Genomic DNA, 16235 nt, shown 5'->3' with positions numbered 1-16235 from the left:
TGTGTGAAAGCATAAGTTTATGAATGCAGTGGGTGAGAGAAGCCTCCGTTAGTGGAGGCTTTTTTTATGCATCGATCCGGCAATGGTGTGGTGCAAAAAAGCAAGAAAAGGTGAAACGTAGTGAGTGAAGCAAAAGGATTAAAACAAGAGCTTGGGCTGATTCAGGGCGTGGGGTTGCTGTCTACTTCTCTGCTGGGGACTGGGGTGTTTGCGGTTCCCGCGCTGGTCGCACAGTTGGCACAGCAAGACAGCCTATGGGCGTGGCCGATCTTGATCCTGCTTGTTTTTCCTATCGCCATTGGCTTTGCCGCGCTGGGGCAACATTTTCCTAATGCGGGCGGAGCTGCGCACTTTGTTAACCTCGCTTTTGGACCGCGTATGGCACGGGTGACCGGCTGGCTATTCCTGTCCGTTATTCCGCTGGGGTTGCCTGCTGCCTTGCAGATTGCCGCTGGATTCTGGCAGGCGGCATTTGGCTGGAGCGATCTGGGGCTGCTCTGCGTACAGCTGCTGACGCTGGGTGGCATCTGGCTGCTTGGCTTGCGCAGTGCAGGATCCAGCGCCAACATTCAGATCGTCATTGCAACGCTGGTGGTGGGTTTGGTTGCCGCAATCTGGTGGCAGGGCGATATCACGCCTGCGCATATTCCCTGGCCGTCAGTGAGTGAGCTGTCATGGTCTAACACTTTCGGTGCACTGGCTGTGATGTTCTGGTGCTTCGTTGGCCTTGAGGCTTTTGCCCATATGGCGACGGAGTTTCGGGCACCGGAGCGGGATTTCCCACGGGCTTTACTGATCGGCATGCTGGTCGCGGGTGCGGTTTATTGGGGATGCACGGTGGCCGTGCTGCATTTTAAGGCTTACGGTGAAGGGATTGCCGCAACCGCCTCACTGCCGGGTATTGTCGTGCAGCTGTTTGGCGAACACGCGCTGTGGATTGCCTGCTTTGTTGGGTATCTGGCCTGCTTTGCCAGTGTGAATATCTACACTCAGGGCTTCGCCCGTTTAGTCTGGTCGCAGGCATCGAAAGGCAGTGCATTAGCGAAGCTGTCTGCAGGGCAGGCTCCGGTGAATGCCCTGTCGGTTGTGGTAGCCTGCTGCCTGGTGTGTTGCCTGTTGATTTACTGGCTCAGGCTGCCGCTGGATATGCTGATTGTGTACGCGAACGGCATCTTTGTGCTGATTTATCTGCTGTGTATGCTAGCCGGATGGCGTTTGCTGAAAGGACGCGCCAAAGTGATGGCGGCAATCGGGGGCCTGCTCTGCTGTGCGCTGTTGCTGATGATCGGCTGGAAATCGCTGTATGCGTTAATCATGCTGGCCGTACTGTGGCTGTTCCTGCCGCGTAAGCAGGTCGAACTGATTTCCCACTGAGTCGTTTATTCTGAATGAAATCTGGGGCGGGATAGGGAATTGAGCAACGCCCTGATGAGGGCGCTGCATCGCGATGATGACGGGGGATTAATCGTTGTCCGGCGCTGCGGCAGGCTTTTCTTCCGCAGACAGTTTCGCTTCCAGCTCGGTCATACGCTGTTCCAGACGGGCAATCTTCTCGCGCGTGCGGAGCAGAACCTGCGTCTGAATATCGAACTCTTCACGGTTCACCAAATCCAATCGGGTCAGCTGTGCCTGCAAAACCTGACGAATCTTTTTCTCCACATCATCACCCAATTCCCGGATACCTTTTGGCATAGATTCATGCACTTGACGGGCGATTTGCTCAATCTTCTTTGGGTCAATCATGTCGCTTTCCTGATTAGGTTATGTAAGTTATTACTATAGCAAGTGTAATGGGTATAAATGAAATCTGACATCTGCTTTGCACATATTCAGCATGGTTTTACTGTAATTCAGAATAGTTTTACTGTAATCCAGCATACGTTTTGCCCTATTTCCTGTGGTGGATCAATTGCCCTATCGAGGTATTAGCGTTATAGTAAACCCGCTTATTCTCAGGGCGGGGTGTAATTCCCCACCGGCGGTAAACCAGTACACATACTGGAAGCCCGCGAGCGCTCTCGCTGCTTTCTCCGATTTAATTATCGATTTTGCAGCGTGGGGTCAGCAGATCCGGTGTAATTCCGGGGCCGACGGTTAAAGTCCGGATGGGAGAGAGTAACGGTATCTGTCGGGCTATATGCCCGCTCGCGTTATTTTTGTTAACTATTACTATGCAACCAGTAGTAGTGGTTACTCCTCAAGCTCGCCCTGATTCTGGTAATCCATAATAACATTGAGGTTTTTTACCATGAATCAGACATTACTTTCTGAATTTGGCAATCCTACCGAACGCGTAGAACGCGCACTTGATGCATTGCGTCATGGCCGCGGCGTGCTGGTGTTGGATGATGAAGATCGTGAAAACGAAGGTGACATGATCTTTTCCGCTGAAAATATGACCGTTGAACAAATGGCGCTGACGATTCGTCACGGCAGTGGCATTGTGTGCCTGTGCCTGACGGAAGAGCGTCGCCAGCAGTTGGAATTGCCGATGATGGTGGAGAAGAACTCCAGCCATTACCAAACGGCATTCACCGTGACGATCGAAGCCGCCGAAGGCGTGACGACGGGCGTTTCTGCTGCCGACCGCCTGACCACCATTCGTGCCGCGATTGCGGATAACGCCAAGCCGAGCGATCTGAATCGCCCTGGTCACGTATTCCCGCTGCGCGCCCAACCGGGTGGCGTGTTAACGCGCGGTGGTCACACTGAAGCGACGGTTGACCTGATGACGCTGGCGGGCCTGAAGCCGTCTGGTGTTCTGTGTGAACTGACGAACGATGATGGTTCAATGGCGCACGCGCCGGAAGTGATCACGTTTGCCAAACAGCACGATATGCCGGTACTGACGATTGAAGATCTGGTGGCTTATCGTATTGCGGCAGCGCGCAAAGCCAGCTGATTCACGCAGCGTATAGATAAATAAGAAGGGCCGAGTAATCGGCCCTTTTGTATTTTATGGCGTTAGGTTTTTTAACGGCTAACCGGTGCTTACGGCTTTCTTGCCAGCAGCGTGGCGAAGCGCAGCTTGATGCGGTTACCCTGCGCATCGGTCTTGTGTAGCTCACCCATATCCTCGTTGTATTTGAGGATCTCCCAATCGGCGTAATAGTTCTTCAGCTCGTTTTCTTTAAAGGTGAACGAGAAAGGCATCGGGCACGGACAATCTTCCGTCGACATCGCGGCGATAATCAGGTTATAGCCGCCGTTAACGGTGCTGTCCTGCATATTGCTGATGATGTGCGGAATGCGATCGCGTTCCAGGAACATCAGCACGACGGTCGACAGGATAAAGTCGTACTGCTCTTTGATTTCCGCCAGATTGATGTTGTAAACGCCCGCCCGGATGTTTTCCAGCGCTTCGCTCTTGATGATGTTATTCAGCGAATCAATGCTTTGCTCATGCTTATCGCAGGCCGTGACGTCAAACCCGCGCAGGTTCAGGTACAGCGAGTTACGCCCGCCGCCGCAGCCTAAATCCAGCGTTTTGCCCGGTTTGATGTGCTGCACGGCGTTGATCACTTCGGAATGGGTACGCGTCAGACCGTATTTCTTATGATAAAAATCTTCCGCCGAGCAGAAAAAGCTGAGCTGACATTCGAGATCGTCAGAGAACGAGACGATGCGGTGCCACGCCTGTGGCTCAACAAACGGCGGCTGGTTCTGCTCGGAGAAGTGGAACGTCTCCAGCGTCTCGCCGTCTTCGGTCAGCATGGAGAAGGTCATTTCCCCTTTCAACACGGTCAGTTTTGCCCAGGTGCCTTCCTGCGTGTTGTGCTTTTCCTGAAACGCGGCAGGCAGCGTCTGGCTGTTCCACTGCGGCATCTTCTTATAACAAATGAGATCTTGCATCGTTACCTCGGTCTGTAAATTCTAAAAGCGATAGCCGTATTCTATTAATCCGCACGCAGGCTGACCAGAAAATATGTATTTTAAATGCATTATTTATTTTGCTGTCTCAGGCCGTAGTTTAACTCACCGTGGAAAGCTGTCGCAGCAGTGGAAATGCTTCTTTCATCCGCTCACCACCGACCACAAAGGCGCGTAGCACCTGCTGACTATCCAGCGCTTTCGCCACCATCCCTTCTTCGTTCCATTCCTGCTGCCAGTGCAAATCACCGCTGGTGGTATCGCCTGCCATCTGTAAGGGAAATAGTGGCGTCTTGATTTTAACCAGCATCGGCGGCAGCGTTAGCATCTCGCTGGCCCCGAGCAGGTTTTTCGCCAGCGTAATCGCGCTGAGCTGAATCGGCTGTAGGAAGGGCAGGAGTTTACCGCCAATCTCCGCGCAGTCGCCCAGTGCATAAATTTGCGGATCGGTGGTTTGTAACTGCGCATTGGTCTGGATACCTTTCTGCACCGTTAACCCCGCCGCTTTCGCCAACAGTGTGTTGGCCTGCAAGCCGATAGCGGAAAGAACCTCATCTACTTCGACAGCCCGGCCATCGGTAAATGTGGCCTGTACGCCGGTTTCGGTTTTCTCCAACTGTTGCAGGGTCGTGTTCAGCAACAGCGAAACGCTCTGCTGCGTTAGCGTGAACTGTAGGCGCGCGCTGACTTCAGGCGGCATCAACGCGGGTAGAATGCTACTGGCGCAGTCAACCAGCGTGACTTGTTTCCCGGCGCGACCCAAATCCATCGCCAGCTCAGTACCGATGAGTCCGGCACCGAGCACCAGTACGCGTTCAGCCTGCCAGAGCCGACTTTCGTGGGTGCGATATTCCTGCTGACTATTGAGCGTCAGCATATGTTCGCGTCCCGGAATCGGCGGCACCATCGCGCTGGCACCGGTTGCGAACACCAGCTTGTGGTAATCGTAACGATCCGTGCCGCAGATGACCTGTTGCGCATGGCGATCAATGGCGGTGACGCGCGTATTGGCCAGCAGCGCAATGCGGTTTTCTTCAGCAAACGCGGTTGCCGACATCTTGGTTAGATCGTCGGCGCGCTGTTGCAGGCTCATCACATGGCTTAGATCCGGCTTGTTGTACTCATCGCCGCTGTCGGCAGTAATCAGGCGGATAGGGCAGTGCGCATCCAGCTTGCGTAGCTGCCGGATGAGCTGGCGGGCGGCAAAGCCCGCGCCAATTATCACGATATCTTTCATCATCCTCTCCTTAGCGAATCGGATTGAAAACGTCTTTGCCCAGCCCACATTCCGGGCAGAGGAAGCTGTCTGGTACGTCCGACCACATGGTGCCCGGTGTGACATCCTGCATCGGCTCACCGAGTGCCGGATCGTAGATCCACTGGCAGACGCTGCACTGCATACAGCCGTTTTCTGACTGTGCCGCTGGCTGTGCGGTTGACTGTGGCGCGGCGACTTCATTGCATCCGCAGGCGCTCTCGGTTGGGGCGTCCACATTCTGCGGCGCGGTGGTGGTTTGCGGTGCCGCAGCGGTCTGTTTTACGGGCGAGATGACGCGACGGGCAGGCGTGTCATCCAGCGGATGCAGTGCCCACTGACGCGCGATTTCACGGCCGTGTTCGCGACAAATTTCCAGCGCGGAACCGTCAGGACGCCATTTGGTTTTCAGCGCCAGCGTGGTTTCGAAACCAGCGTCCATCAGACGGGTTTGAACGCGGTCTACCGCGCCGCCGTTCCAGCCGTAGCTGCCGAACGCCGAGGCTTTCTTGTTTTGGAAACGCAGACCGGTGATCTCTTCCAGCATGGCGGCGACCTTCGGCATCATCACGTTATTCATGGTGGATGAGCCGACTAACACGCCTTTCGAGCGGAAGACCTGTGTCAGGATCTCGTTCTTGTCGTGACGGGCGACGTTATAAATTTTTACCGCTACGCCGGGATCGACATCGTTGATACCTTGCGCAATGGCGTCGGCCATCATGCGGGTGTTATTGGACATGGTGTCGTAAAACAGCGTGATGCGATCCTCCTGATAGCTGTCTGCCCATTTCAGATACAGGTGAATGATCTGGGCAGGATCGTCGCGCCATACCACGCCGTGCGAGGTTGCAACCATCGACAGCGGCAGGTTGAAGCCCAGTACTTCGTGGATCTTGGCGGTCACCAGGCGGCTGAACGGCGTCAGAATATTGGCGAAATAGCGTTGGCACTGCTCGAACAGTTCAGTCTGATCCACTTCATCATTGAACAGGTGCTCATCGCAGTAGTGCTGGCCGAACGCATCGTTACTAAACAGCACGGCGTCCTCGGTCATATAGGTCATCATACTGTCCGGCCAGTGCAGCATCGGCGTTTCGATAAAGATCAACTGCTTGCCGTTGCCGATATCCAGTGTGTCGCCGGTTTTGACCGTGTGGAAATTCCACTCAGGATGGTGATGGTGACCGGTAATGGAATCGATCGCATTGTGGGTGCAGTAAATTGGCGTGTTGGGAATACGGGCCATCAGCTCGCTCAGCGCCCCGGCGTGATCCTCCTCGGCGTGGTTGATCACGATGTAGTCAATCGTGTTCAGATCCACTTCCGCCATCAGGTTTTGCACAAACTCACGGCTGAATTTGTGATCGACGGTATCGATCAGCACGGTTTTTTCTTCGCGGATCAGGTAGCTGTTGTAGCTGCTGCCTTGCAGCGTCTTGTATTCGGTGCCGTGAAAATCACGGACTTCCCAGTCGCGTTGTCCAACCCAGTGGATATTATTCTTTACGTGAATCGTCATGTTCTGAAACCTCAATAGTCATATACGGGAATATGCTGTAGAGATTGCAGGAAGTGTGCCATTTTTTAATTTATTGATTTACAACGTTTTAATAAATAGTGATTGTCAAAATGACATACTTTATCTATTGTCTTTATGACACAGGTTCTGTCATTAGGACACACCATGACGCTCTCTATTAACGCCCTTGCCCGTATCGCTATCGAACTGCAAATGGGGCTATCGAATCAGGATCGTTTCCAGCGCTTAATCAACAGCCTGCGCCAGCTGCTGCGCTGTGATGCCTCGGCGCTGTTGCGTTACGAGAATCAGCTGTTCCGCCCGCTGGCGATCGACGGTCTGGCGCCGGACGTATTGGGGCGACGCTTTCGCCTGTCTGATCATCCCCGTCTGGAGGCGATTGCCCGCGCGGGCGACGTGGTGCGCTTTCCGGCGGACAGCCAGCTTCCTGATCCCTATGACGGCCTTATCCCCAGTCAGGAAGATCTTAAGGTGCACGCCTGCGTCGGCCTGCCGCTGTTTGCCAATCAGAACCTGATCGGGGCGCTGACCGTGGACGGCATGGACCCTTGCCAGTTCGACCATTTTAGCGATGAAGAACTGCGGCTGGTGGGGGCGATGGCGGCGGCGGCACTGAGTAACGCGTTGCTGATGGAGCGTCTTGAGCGGCAGTTGCCCGCGCCGGTCCGTGCTGAAAGTCCGGCGGCGGAAAGCGTCGAAGAAATGGTCGGGCTGTCGGAACCGATGCAGCGCTTGAAGAAAGAGGTCGATATCGTCGCGGGCTCCGATCTGAACGTGCTGATCATGGGGGAAACCGGCGTCGGCAAAGAGCTGGTGGCGCGAGCGATTCATCGTGGTTCTAGCCGGGCAAGTCATCCTCTGGTGTACCTGAACTGTGCCGCGCTGCCGGAATCAGTTGCGGAGAGCGAGCTGTTTGGTCATGTGAAGGGCGCGTTTACCGGTGCGATCCACCATCGCACCGGCAAGTTTGAGATGGCGGATAACGGCACGCTGTTTCTGGATGAGATTGGCGAACTGTCGCTGACGCTACAGGCGAAGCTCCTGCGCGTATTGCAGTATGGCGATCTCCAGCGCGTGGGTGATGACAGCAGCCTGAAAGTGAATGTACGCGTGCTGGCGGCGACTAACCGCGATCTGCGGCAGGCGGTGCTGGATGGCGCTTTCCGTGCCGATTTGTTCCACCGTCTGAGCGTGTTCCCGCTGTCTGTACCCCCGCTGCGTGAGCGCAGTCAGGATGTGGCACTGCTGGCGGGATTCTTCTGCGAGCGCAGCCGCGTGCAACTGGGGCTGGCACGGCTGGCGCTGACGGCAGACGCGGGTGCGCTACTGGAACAATACGACTGGCCGGGGAATGTGCGCGAGCTGGAACACGCTATTTATCGTGCCACTGTGCTGGCAAGAGCAGGGCAGGAATCGGGCGAGGTGCTGTTAGGCCCTGAACATTTCAATCTTGAACTTCCCTCCCAGCCTGTTCATGCCGCCGCAGGGGCGTCGAGCGCTATCGACACCGCACCCGCGTATTTCATCAGCGGTGGCCTGCGGGAGGCAACGGATGACTATCAGCGTCGGATCATCCAACAAACGCTGGCACGCCATGAGGGCAACTGGTCATCCTGCGCCAGAGAACTGGAAATGGACAGCGGCAACCTGCACCGCCTAGCGAAGCGGCTAAAAATTAAAAAAGATGTTTTTTAATTCGACTGCTATCACTTTTAGATAAAAAAGATCGCTGATTTTTAGCGGCGTAAAAGGGGCTGAACCGAAAGAGGCTTTCCGGATGAGCCGCATGGAGGCGGCGAAAACCAGTGCCGCGTCGGACAAAAACGTCAGAGACGTTTTTGAACAGCACATGTGCTTGCCCGAAGGGCGAGTCTCATTCATGAGACGAGTCATCGCGTCACTGGTGGTCCGGTAAGAAGCCTCTGGCGGTGAAGGCATCGCGTAGCGACCCCGTTCCGCCAAAAAGCCTGAGGTCAAGGAGCAGCGGCGATTGGCTGCTCCTTGTCGGGTGCGTGCAGAGAATCCGCATGAAAATACCGATTGTTATCGCACACGAAATATCCCCTAACTTCTATATCGCGTATTTAACTTAACCGCATTTCACGCACTTGGCGCTCTGAATCACCTGGAAGAAATCATTGCCTTTATCATCGACCAGAATAAAGGCCGGGAAATCTTCGACTTCGATTTTCCAGATGGCTTCCATTCCCAGCTCTGGGTATTCCACGCAGGTCAGGCTCTTGATGCTGTTCTGCGCCAGAATCGCTGCCGGGCCGCCGATGCTACCGAGGTAGAAGCCGCCGTGTTTATGGCACGCGTCGGTCACCTGCTGGCTGCGGTTGCCTTTTGCCAGCATGATCATGCTGCCGCCGTTGGCCTGCAATAAATCGACGTAGGAATCCATACGGCCAGCGGTGGTTGGGCCTAACGAGCCGGACGGGTAGCCTTCTGGCGTTTTTGCCGGGCCCGCGTAGTAGATCGGGTGATCTTTGATGTACTGCGGCAGGCCTTCGCCGTTATCCAGACGCTCTTTCAGCTTGGCGTGAGCAATGTCACGACCCACGATGATGGTACCGGTCAGGGAAAGACGGGTGGATACCGGATACTGCGACAGCGTTTTCAGGATCTCGGTCATCGGACGGTTCAGGTCGATTTTAACCGCATCGCCTTCGCCCGTTTCACGCAGATGTTCAGGAATGTATTTGCCCGGATTCTGCTCTAACTGCTCCAGCCAGATGCCCTTGCGGTTGATCTTGCCTTTGATGTTACGGTCAGCGGAACAGGATACGCCCATACCGACTGGGCAAGATGCGCCGTGGCGCGGCAGGCGGATAATCCGCACGTCGTGTGCAAAATATTTCCCGCCGAACTGTGCGCCCAGACCCAGATCGCGTGCGGCTTCCAGAATTTCCTGTTCCAGCGCAACATCGCGGAATGCCTGACCGTGCTCGTTGCCTTCGGTCGGCAGTTCGTCGTAGTACTTGGTCGACGCCAGCTTAACGGTTTTCAGCGTAGTTTCTGCCGAGGTACCGCCAATCACAAACGCGATATGGTACGGCGGACAGGCCGCGGTGCCCAGCGAGCGCATTTTCTCGATCAAGAAGCTTTTCAGTTTACCCGGCGTCAGCAGCGCTTTGGTTTCCTGATACAGATAAGTCTTGTTGGCAGAACCGCCGCCTTTGGTGACGAACAGGAATTTATAGTCTTCGCCTTCGGTACTGTAGAGGTCAATCTGCGCGGGCAGGTTAGTGCCGGTATTAACCTCTTTGTACATATCCAGCGCGGCGTTCTGCGAGTAGCGCAGGTTGTCTTCAACGAACGTGTTGTACACGCCCTGAGACAGCGCTTCGGCATCATTACCGCCAGTCCAGACATTCTGGCCTTTTTTACCGACGATGATCGCCGTACCGGTATCCTGACAGGTCGGCAGAATGCCCTTGGCGGAAATCTCTGAGTTGCGCAGGAATTGCAGGGCAACGTATTTATCGTTTTCGCTGGCTTCCGGATCGCTAAGAATATCGGCAACTTGCTGCTGGTGAGCGGGGCGGAGCATGAAAGAGGCATCGTGGAAGGCTTGCTGGGCCAGAAGGGTCAACGCGGCTGGCTCGATCTTCAGGATGTCCTGACCTTCAAACTGTGCGACAGAGACAAAGTCGCTGCTCAGCAGGCGATATTCGGTGTCATCTTTACTGAGTGGAAACGGATCTTGGTAATAGAAGGGTTTATTCGACATTTTTTTCTCACTTGCAATTGCATCAATTAGTAAATTTTCACCTTATAGGATTCAGCATCTTATTATTAAGGCGTATTACCGCAGCACTACAGGGATGTCTCGAATACAAAAGTAGTAATCACCATAATAGTATGGTTTTTTGTCGGGAAGTACTACTTTGGTACATCACAATAATAATGATGTGCGTGTTATTTTTTCCCTGTAGCAAACGCATGGAACGGTTGCACGGCATAGGTTTCCTGTGTGCGGACGCCATGGGAAACGGCACGCGGTTTAACGTGAAGATATTCCTCTTTTATACCCGTTATACTTCAAATTGCATGTGCGTTGGCTACGTTCAGTCACCCGAATCACTTACCTGAGTAAGCTCATCGGGATTCCTTCTCTTGCCGCCTTCCTGAAATTCGAATTATTTAGGGTATAATTGGCTTAATTAAGTAAAGTAAACGGTGAGATTAAAAATAATAACCACTTAATCTTTAATGTTATTCGTTGGCGATATAAAGAAACCGTTATTGGCTTTTTATCGCGTCATGAAAAAACAGACCGATCACAAAAGCCACGGTGCGGTGGCCGATGTGATGACAGATGTGATTTTGCCAATGCAGTGACGGAGTTATGTCGGCGCACTCTCTTGTTGGGCAAGGAGATTGTCGATCATCCACAGTCCTGCCGGGCCAGGTGGATGGGGTTTGGACCAGACAACGTCCACGTCGATCCACTGCGGCCAGCCCGCAACAGGCAGCTCCACCAGTTTCTGCTGGTCGTATTGCGCCACCAGCCAGCGTGGCAGAATGCTCCAGCCGTGCCCCTGCTGTGCCATTTCCAGTAGCATCAGGTAGGACGGCGCAGACCAGACGATCCCTTCCGGTTGCAGCCGGTCGCTGCGTTTATAGGTATTGAGATAGAGCTGGCGGACTGTCGCCAGCTGGCTGCGCGTCACGGTTTTTTCCGTTGTCAGCGGATGCGCTGCCGACACGAAGATGGCCATGTCGGTCTTAATCTGCAAACGTGCGGCGGCAATATCGGGCGGGTAATCTGTCTGGGCGCGCACTAGCCCGACATGCGCACGGTTCATTTGCAGCAGATCGATCACGTCATCACCTTCCGCAATCAGGCATTCAAACTCAATATCAGGAAAATGCTGGGCGAAACGTTGAAGCACGAGTTCGTAGTGAGGCGCTTGCCAGATATCCGACAGCACAAACGTCAGACGGGGTTCAATATGGTTGGCCAGACGGATCGCCAGCCCATCCAGCTCTTCGCTGGCGGATAAGATCGCCTGTACGTGGGAAAGCACTTTTCTGCCTGCCAGCGTGAGCACCGGCTGGTGACCGGAGCGATCAAATAACGTCAGCCCCAGATCGGCTTCCAGATTGGCGATGGCCGCGCTGATGGTGGACTGGCTTTTATGCAAGCGCCGTGCGGCGGCGGAAAACGAGCCCGCATCAACGGTAGTAACAAAAGCCAGCAGGGATTCCGGTGAATATCGCATTGTGCCTCTATCGTTTTTATCGATGGAATCTAACTGTACTCTACCACCTTATACGATGAAAATAAGGCCGTAATATGATGCCATCCATGGTCATGGCGAAAATTGACCAGCAACGTGCAATAAATAAAAGTGAATGTGTTATGCAGAACAAAACCAGCAAAACCTTACGTGAACGTGTATACCATGCGGTGGGCTTTGAACTGATCGCGTTGACGATCTGTGCGCCAGCGGGCGCCTGGCTGCTGAATAAGCCGCTCTTCGATATGGGGGCATTGGCCATCATGCTGTCCAGCGTCGCGATGATCTGGAACATGATCTACAACTCGATATTCGATCGCCTGTGGCCTGCGGACCGTGTTAAGCGTCGGCTGCCGATTCGTATCGCTCACGCGCTGGGGTTTGAAGGCGGCTTTATCCTGATTGGTTTGCCGCTGGCGGCATGGATGCTGAACGTCACGCTGTGGCAGGCGCTGATGGTGGAGATCGGCTTCTTCCTGTTCTTCCTGCCGTACACCGTGGTGTATAACTGGGCCTACGATACGCTGCGGGAGCGCATTATGAATCGCCGTCGTCATGTTCAGCAGGTATCGACCAGTTCTCGTCTGCGCTAATTCGCCTGCGGTAATGCTGCGCGTTACCGGTGTGTCAGCTTAAAGCTCTGATACGCCGGTAGCTCAAGCGCTCGCCATAAATACCAGGATGCCACTGTGCGATAAGGCTGACAGTGCAGGCTCAGTGCCTGCAAATCGCGCGGTTTCGGCATGTCCTGCAAATCATAAACGTAGCGTAACCCCTGCCGAATACCGAGATCGTCGAGCGGCATGATGTCGGTGCGTTCCAGCGAATAAATCAAAAACATTTCGACCGTCCAGCGTCCGATCCCCTTGAGCGACGTCAACTGCTGAATGAGCGTGTCGTCATCCCTCTCTGCGGCCTGTTCGAGGCTGGGCACCAGTCCGCTCAGCGCACCCTGTGCGATGCTGTGCAGCGTATCCGCTTTACGCGCGGAAAAACCGCACTGCCGTAGCGTGTCGGTGGAGCAGGCCAGTATCTGTTCCGGGGTGGGAAAGACATCGCCATGTACCCGCAGGAGTTTCGCGACCATCGCATCTCCGGCACGCGTTGTTAGCTGCTGATAGGCAACCGCACGCATCAGTGCCTCATAAGGTTCCCGATGTGGCGCGGTCTGATGGCGACAGTCGCCAATCTGTTCGATCAGGCTGGCCCAGCGCGCATTGATGGCGCTGAGATGGGTTTTGGCCTGCTGTGTGAAATCCAACGGCGGATGGGATGGCATAAACGGCTTCCGTGATGAGAATGCAAAGGGCAGAAAACGAGCATAGGAGATTGCCGCATGGCGCGCCATGTGGAAAGGGCTATTCGGATGAAAAAGCAAGAAGTGGAGAGGGGGATTACACACTGTCGTGGGATCTGTCAGGACGGATATTTCAGCGGCAGGTTATGCCGCTGTTACGCGTTAATAATACTCGCCGTGGCGATAGTCCCAGGTGGTGAAGGTATCAGACAGTAGCGACATCACCTTGTCCACATCCAGCCCCTTGCGTATCAGCGCTGGGCACGGATATACGCTCCGTCTCCCTTTCTGTTCCGGTATTAGCTGACCTTCTGTATCCACCATCGACACCATCACGCCTTGCTCATAGCGTGTGTCATGGGACTTATTCGGCTGGATAGATTTCACGTAATCGTCGGCTTCGATAATCAGATCGGCAAAGGTACTGATCCGTTCGCCGATACCTTCTACCTCGCCCCGGTTTCCCTTGCCTGACGGGTTAGCTGAACTGGCAAAGGTTAATTTACCGTACTTTTCCCACAGCTCCTGCGTGAGGATTTCGCTCGGTGTACCGAACTTAATCACGAAACAGCTGGTTTTGCGATCGTCCATCATCAGCGCTTTCGAGCCGTCTTTGGGGATGCGCACTAATGCGCTGTCGTGCCAGGGAAGGATGCAGCCCAGCAGTACGTCGGCATCCCAATGGCGTTGATATAACTGCTCGATTTCTGGGTTTAGCTGCGCCAGCGCTTTTAACTGCGCGATGGATCCGCACAGTACGACGCCCGGCTTGCTTCGGTTGCGCTGTTTGGCATCAAATTTTCGTTCCAGCCCGGCCTTATCTGAAGCCATGATGATGTAACCCACTTTGGTGGGCGAAACGATGATTCCCCCGCCGCGTGACATAATCTGCACCGCATCGTCATGCAAACCGCCATTCCAGTGAACTTTACTGCCGCTCATATCGCCCCCTGATTGCAGAGAAAAAAACTGAGTCTCACCGTGTACCATTTATTCGCATCACAGGTTTGTTTAAAAAGTAACCGGCGGTGTCGGCAGAAATATCACCATCGGGGCGATCCGAATGAAAAAGCAAGAGTGGGACGTGTGCACAAGGTCGCTTCGGTTTAGCGTTAGCGCATGGCATGACTTTCAGTAATAGTAAGATTGGCAGTAATGCCGAGATTGGAATGAGGTGTACAAATGCGTAACGATACGATGCTGAGTGATACGCCGTTTCAGGATGCCGATTCGCGCTGGCAGGCGGTAGTAGCGCGCAATCAAGCGGCTGATGGCTGCTTTATCTATGCGGTGAAAACCACGGGGATTTACTGTGTACCCTCCTGTGCATCACGCCAGCCCCGGCGTGAAAATGTGGTGTTCTTCGCGACGGCCGACGAGGCGCAGGCAGCGGGTTTCCGCCCGTGTAAACGCTGTCGTCAGGGAACACTTTCGCGGCAGGAACAGCAGGCGCAGCAGATTGCCCGCGCGTGCCGGATGATTGAGCAGTCGGAGCATCAGCCGACGCTGGCGGTGCTGGCTCAGGCCGTGGGGATAAGCGCATTCCATTTTCATCGCGTGTTCAAAGCCATAACCGGTCTGACGCCAAAACAGTATGCCAGCGCCCATCGTCATCGGCAGCTGCGTGAACAGTTGGCGGATAGCGGCACGGTGACCGCAGCGATTACGGCGGCGGGCTATGACGCCAGCGGGCGCTTTTATGCCGAAGCGGGCGCACATTTAGGGATGACGCCGACGGCGTTTCAGAATCGGGGAAAAGGGATGACGATCCGCTTTGCCGTTGGCCGCTGTTCACTCGGCGAGGTGCTGGTGGCGGAAAGCGAGAAAGGGATCTGCGCGATCCTGCTGGGGGACGATCCTGACGCTCTGCTCAACTCGCTTCAGGAGATGTTTGCTAACGCACAGCTGATCGGCGGCGATGCGGCATTTGAACAACGCATGGCGCAGGTTGTTGGGTTTGTTGACGATCCTGCAATTGGGCTGACGCTGCCGCTGGATATTCGCGGCACGGTATTCCAGCAGCGAGTCTGGCAGGCGCTACGGGCGATTCCGGCTGGAGAAACGCTGAGCTACCGTGACGTCGCTGAGCGCATTGGCACGCCGGCTGCCGTGCGTGCTGTCGCGGGGGCTTGTGCGGCGAACCGACTGGCGGTCGCGATTCCCTGTCATCGCGTGGTTCGGCATGACGGCGCACTATCTGGCTATCGCTGGGGCGTCGTGCGTAAACGCGCTCTGTTGGAGAAAGAATTGTTGGAGAAAGAATTAGCTACGGATCCACAAGGGGAATCGCCATCGTGAATTTTGATTTATTTGCTGATGAAGCGCCGCGTCGCTGGACGGAAACGCTGGCTCCAGGCGCGCTCGTCTTGCGTGGTCGCGCCTATGACGAGGCTCCGGCGTTGCTTGCGGCACTGAAAGCTGTCACCGCGCGTGCGCTGCTGCGGAATATGGTGACGCCGGGCGGCTTTGTGATGTCGGTGGCGATGAGCAACTGCGGGAAACTCGGTTGGGTGACGGATGAACGTGGCTATCGCTATACCGCACAGGATCCGCTGAGCGGAGAAGCGTGGCCCGCCATGCCAGAAGTTTTTTCCCAGTTGGCGAAGCAGGCGGCGAGCGAAGCGGGTTTTGCTGATTTTGAACCGGATGCCTGCCTTATCAACCGCTATGACGTCGGCACGCGCATGTCTCTGCATCAGGATAAAAATGAACGGGATTTTCACCAGCCAATCGTGTCCGTCTCGCTGGGGCTCAGCGCGGCATTCCTGTTTGGCGGCATGGCTCGCAGTGATAAAGCGCAGCGTGTTCCGCTGACGCATGGCGATGTGGTGGTCTGGGGCGGTGAATCGCGGCTCTATTTTCACGGCATTCTGCCGTTGAAAAGCGGCAGAATGCCGGAAGGGATGCCCGACGAATGCCGTTTTAACCTGACGTTTCGTAAAGCTGGATAGGGGAACCACAGGGATGATTCCCCGGTGGTTGCCCCGTATCTCTCAATGCTCAAACGATCGGCATCAGGCTTAA

The 16235-nt window shown here is 54.9% G+C and carries 14 protein-coding genes and 1 riboswitch; of the genes, 6 read left to right on the top strand and 8 right to left on the bottom strand.

All coding sequences use genetic code 11. The annotated features are described in order from the left end of the window. Positions 1-120 precede the first annotated feature (120 nt). On the top strand, positions 121-1374 hold the full coding sequence (gene yjeH, locus Q3A88_RS09555) for an L-methionine/branched-chain amino acid transporter (RefSeq protein ID WP_110163713.1): 1254 nt from the start codon (positions 121-123) through the stop codon (positions 1372-1374). 87 nt (positions 1375-1461) lie between these two features. Here yjeH and ubiK read toward each other — a convergent pair whose 3' ends face one another. Continuing rightward, positions 1462-1743: a ubiquinone biosynthesis accessory factor UbiK gene (gene ubiK / locus Q3A88_RS09550; protein WP_039497086.1), complete on the bottom strand. Its 282-nt coding sequence runs from the start codon at positions 1741-1743 to the stop codon at positions 1462-1464. A 201-nt stretch (positions 1744-1944) separates the two neighbouring features. Then, positions 1945-2121: riboswitch (FMN riboswitch) on the top strand. A 127-nt stretch (positions 2122-2248) separates the two neighbouring features. On the opposite strand from ubiK, the gene ribB reads away from it, so the two are divergent. Beyond that, positions 2249-2902, top strand: coding sequence for a 3,4-dihydroxy-2-butanone-4-phosphate synthase (ribB, locus tag Q3A88_RS09545; protein WP_102118232.1), 654 nt, complete (start codon positions 2249-2251; stop codon positions 2900-2902). Positions 2903-2991: 89 nt separating this feature from the next. Here the strand turns inward: ribB and tehB are convergent, their stop codons facing one another. The 3 genes from tehB to norV form a co-directional block, all read right to left on the bottom strand. Further along, on the bottom strand, positions 2992-3852 hold the full coding sequence (tehB, locus tag Q3A88_RS09540) for an SAM-dependent methyltransferase TehB (RefSeq protein ID WP_014914289.1): 861 nt from the start codon (positions 3850-3852) through the stop codon (positions 2992-2994). Positions 3853-3970: 118 nt separating this feature from the next. Further along, entirely contained in the window at positions 3971-5107 is a 1137-nt protein-coding gene (gene norW, locus Q3A88_RS09535; protein ID WP_317177824.1) for an NADH:flavorubredoxin reductase NorW, read from the bottom strand. Between the two features lie 10 nt (positions 5108-5117). Beyond that, entirely contained in the window at positions 5118-6647 is a 1530-nt protein-coding gene (gene norV / locus Q3A88_RS09530; RefSeq protein ID WP_110163711.1) for an anaerobic nitric oxide reductase flavorubredoxin, read from the bottom strand. A gap of 165 nt (positions 6648-6812) precedes the next feature. Here norV and norR point away from each other — a divergent pair, with 165 nt between their 5' ends. Then, positions 6813-8363: a nitric oxide reductase transcriptional regulator NorR gene (gene norR, locus Q3A88_RS09525; protein WP_317177801.1), complete on the top strand. Its 1551-nt coding sequence runs from the start codon at positions 6813-6815 to the stop codon at positions 8361-8363. Positions 8364-8757: 394 nt separating this feature from the next. Here norR and fumA read toward each other — a convergent pair whose 3' ends face one another. Further along, positions 8758-10401: a class I fumarate hydratase FumA gene (gene fumA / locus Q3A88_RS09520; RefSeq protein WP_317177800.1), complete on the bottom strand. Its 1644-nt coding sequence runs from the start codon at positions 10399-10401 to the stop codon at positions 8758-8760. Between the two features lie 616 nt (positions 10402-11017). Continuing rightward, a complete protein-coding gene (locus Q3A88_RS09515) occupies positions 11018-11896 on the bottom strand; it encodes a LysR family transcriptional regulator (RefSeq protein WP_110163709.1) in 879 nt (292 codons plus the stop codon). Between the two features lie 140 nt (positions 11897-12036). Here Q3A88_RS09515 and Q3A88_RS09510 point away from each other — a divergent pair, with 140 nt between their 5' ends. Then, a complete protein-coding gene (locus Q3A88_RS09510) occupies positions 12037-12507 on the top strand; it encodes a multidrug/biocide efflux PACE transporter (protein WP_039313974.1) in 471 nt (156 codons plus the stop codon). A gap of 23 nt (positions 12508-12530) precedes the next feature. Here Q3A88_RS09510 and Q3A88_RS09505 read toward each other — a convergent pair whose 3' ends face one another. Both Q3A88_RS09505 and Q3A88_RS09500 read right to left on the bottom strand, forming a co-directional pair. Continuing rightward, entirely contained in the window at positions 12531-13193 is a 663-nt protein-coding gene (locus Q3A88_RS09505) for a DNA-3-methyladenine glycosylase (RefSeq protein ID WP_317177799.1), read from the bottom strand. A gap of 180 nt (positions 13194-13373) precedes the next feature. Next, entirely contained in the window at positions 13374-14153 is a 780-nt protein-coding gene (locus Q3A88_RS09500; protein ID WP_317177798.1) for an L-threonylcarbamoyladenylate synthase, read from the bottom strand. Between the two features lie 240 nt (positions 14154-14393). On the opposite strand from Q3A88_RS09500, the gene ada reads away from it, so the two are divergent. Together ada and alkB are read left to right on the top strand one after the other, a co-directional pair. After that, complete coding sequence (gene ada / locus Q3A88_RS09495; protein ID WP_317177797.1) at positions 14394-15509, top strand: bifunctional DNA-binding transcriptional regulator/O6-methylguanine-DNA methyltransferase Ada; 1116 nt, start codon at positions 14394-14396, stop codon at positions 15507-15509. Next, a complete protein-coding gene (gene alkB, locus Q3A88_RS09490; RefSeq protein ID WP_317177796.1) occupies positions 15506-16162 on the top strand; it encodes a DNA oxidative demethylase AlkB in 657 nt (218 codons plus the stop codon). The genes ada and alkB overlap by 4 nt, the downstream gene beginning before the upstream one ends. The last annotated feature ends 73 nt before the right edge of the window (positions 16163-16235 follow it).

The organism is Pectobacterium sp. HCp5_1 (assembly GCF_032905925.1).
Classification (GTDB): Bacteria; Pseudomonadota; Gammaproteobacteria; order Enterobacterales; family Enterobacteriaceae; genus Pectobacterium; species Pectobacterium brasiliense_A.
The sequence above is the reverse complement of the archived record's forward strand: the minus strand, read 5'-3'. Positions and strand labels throughout refer to the sequence as shown.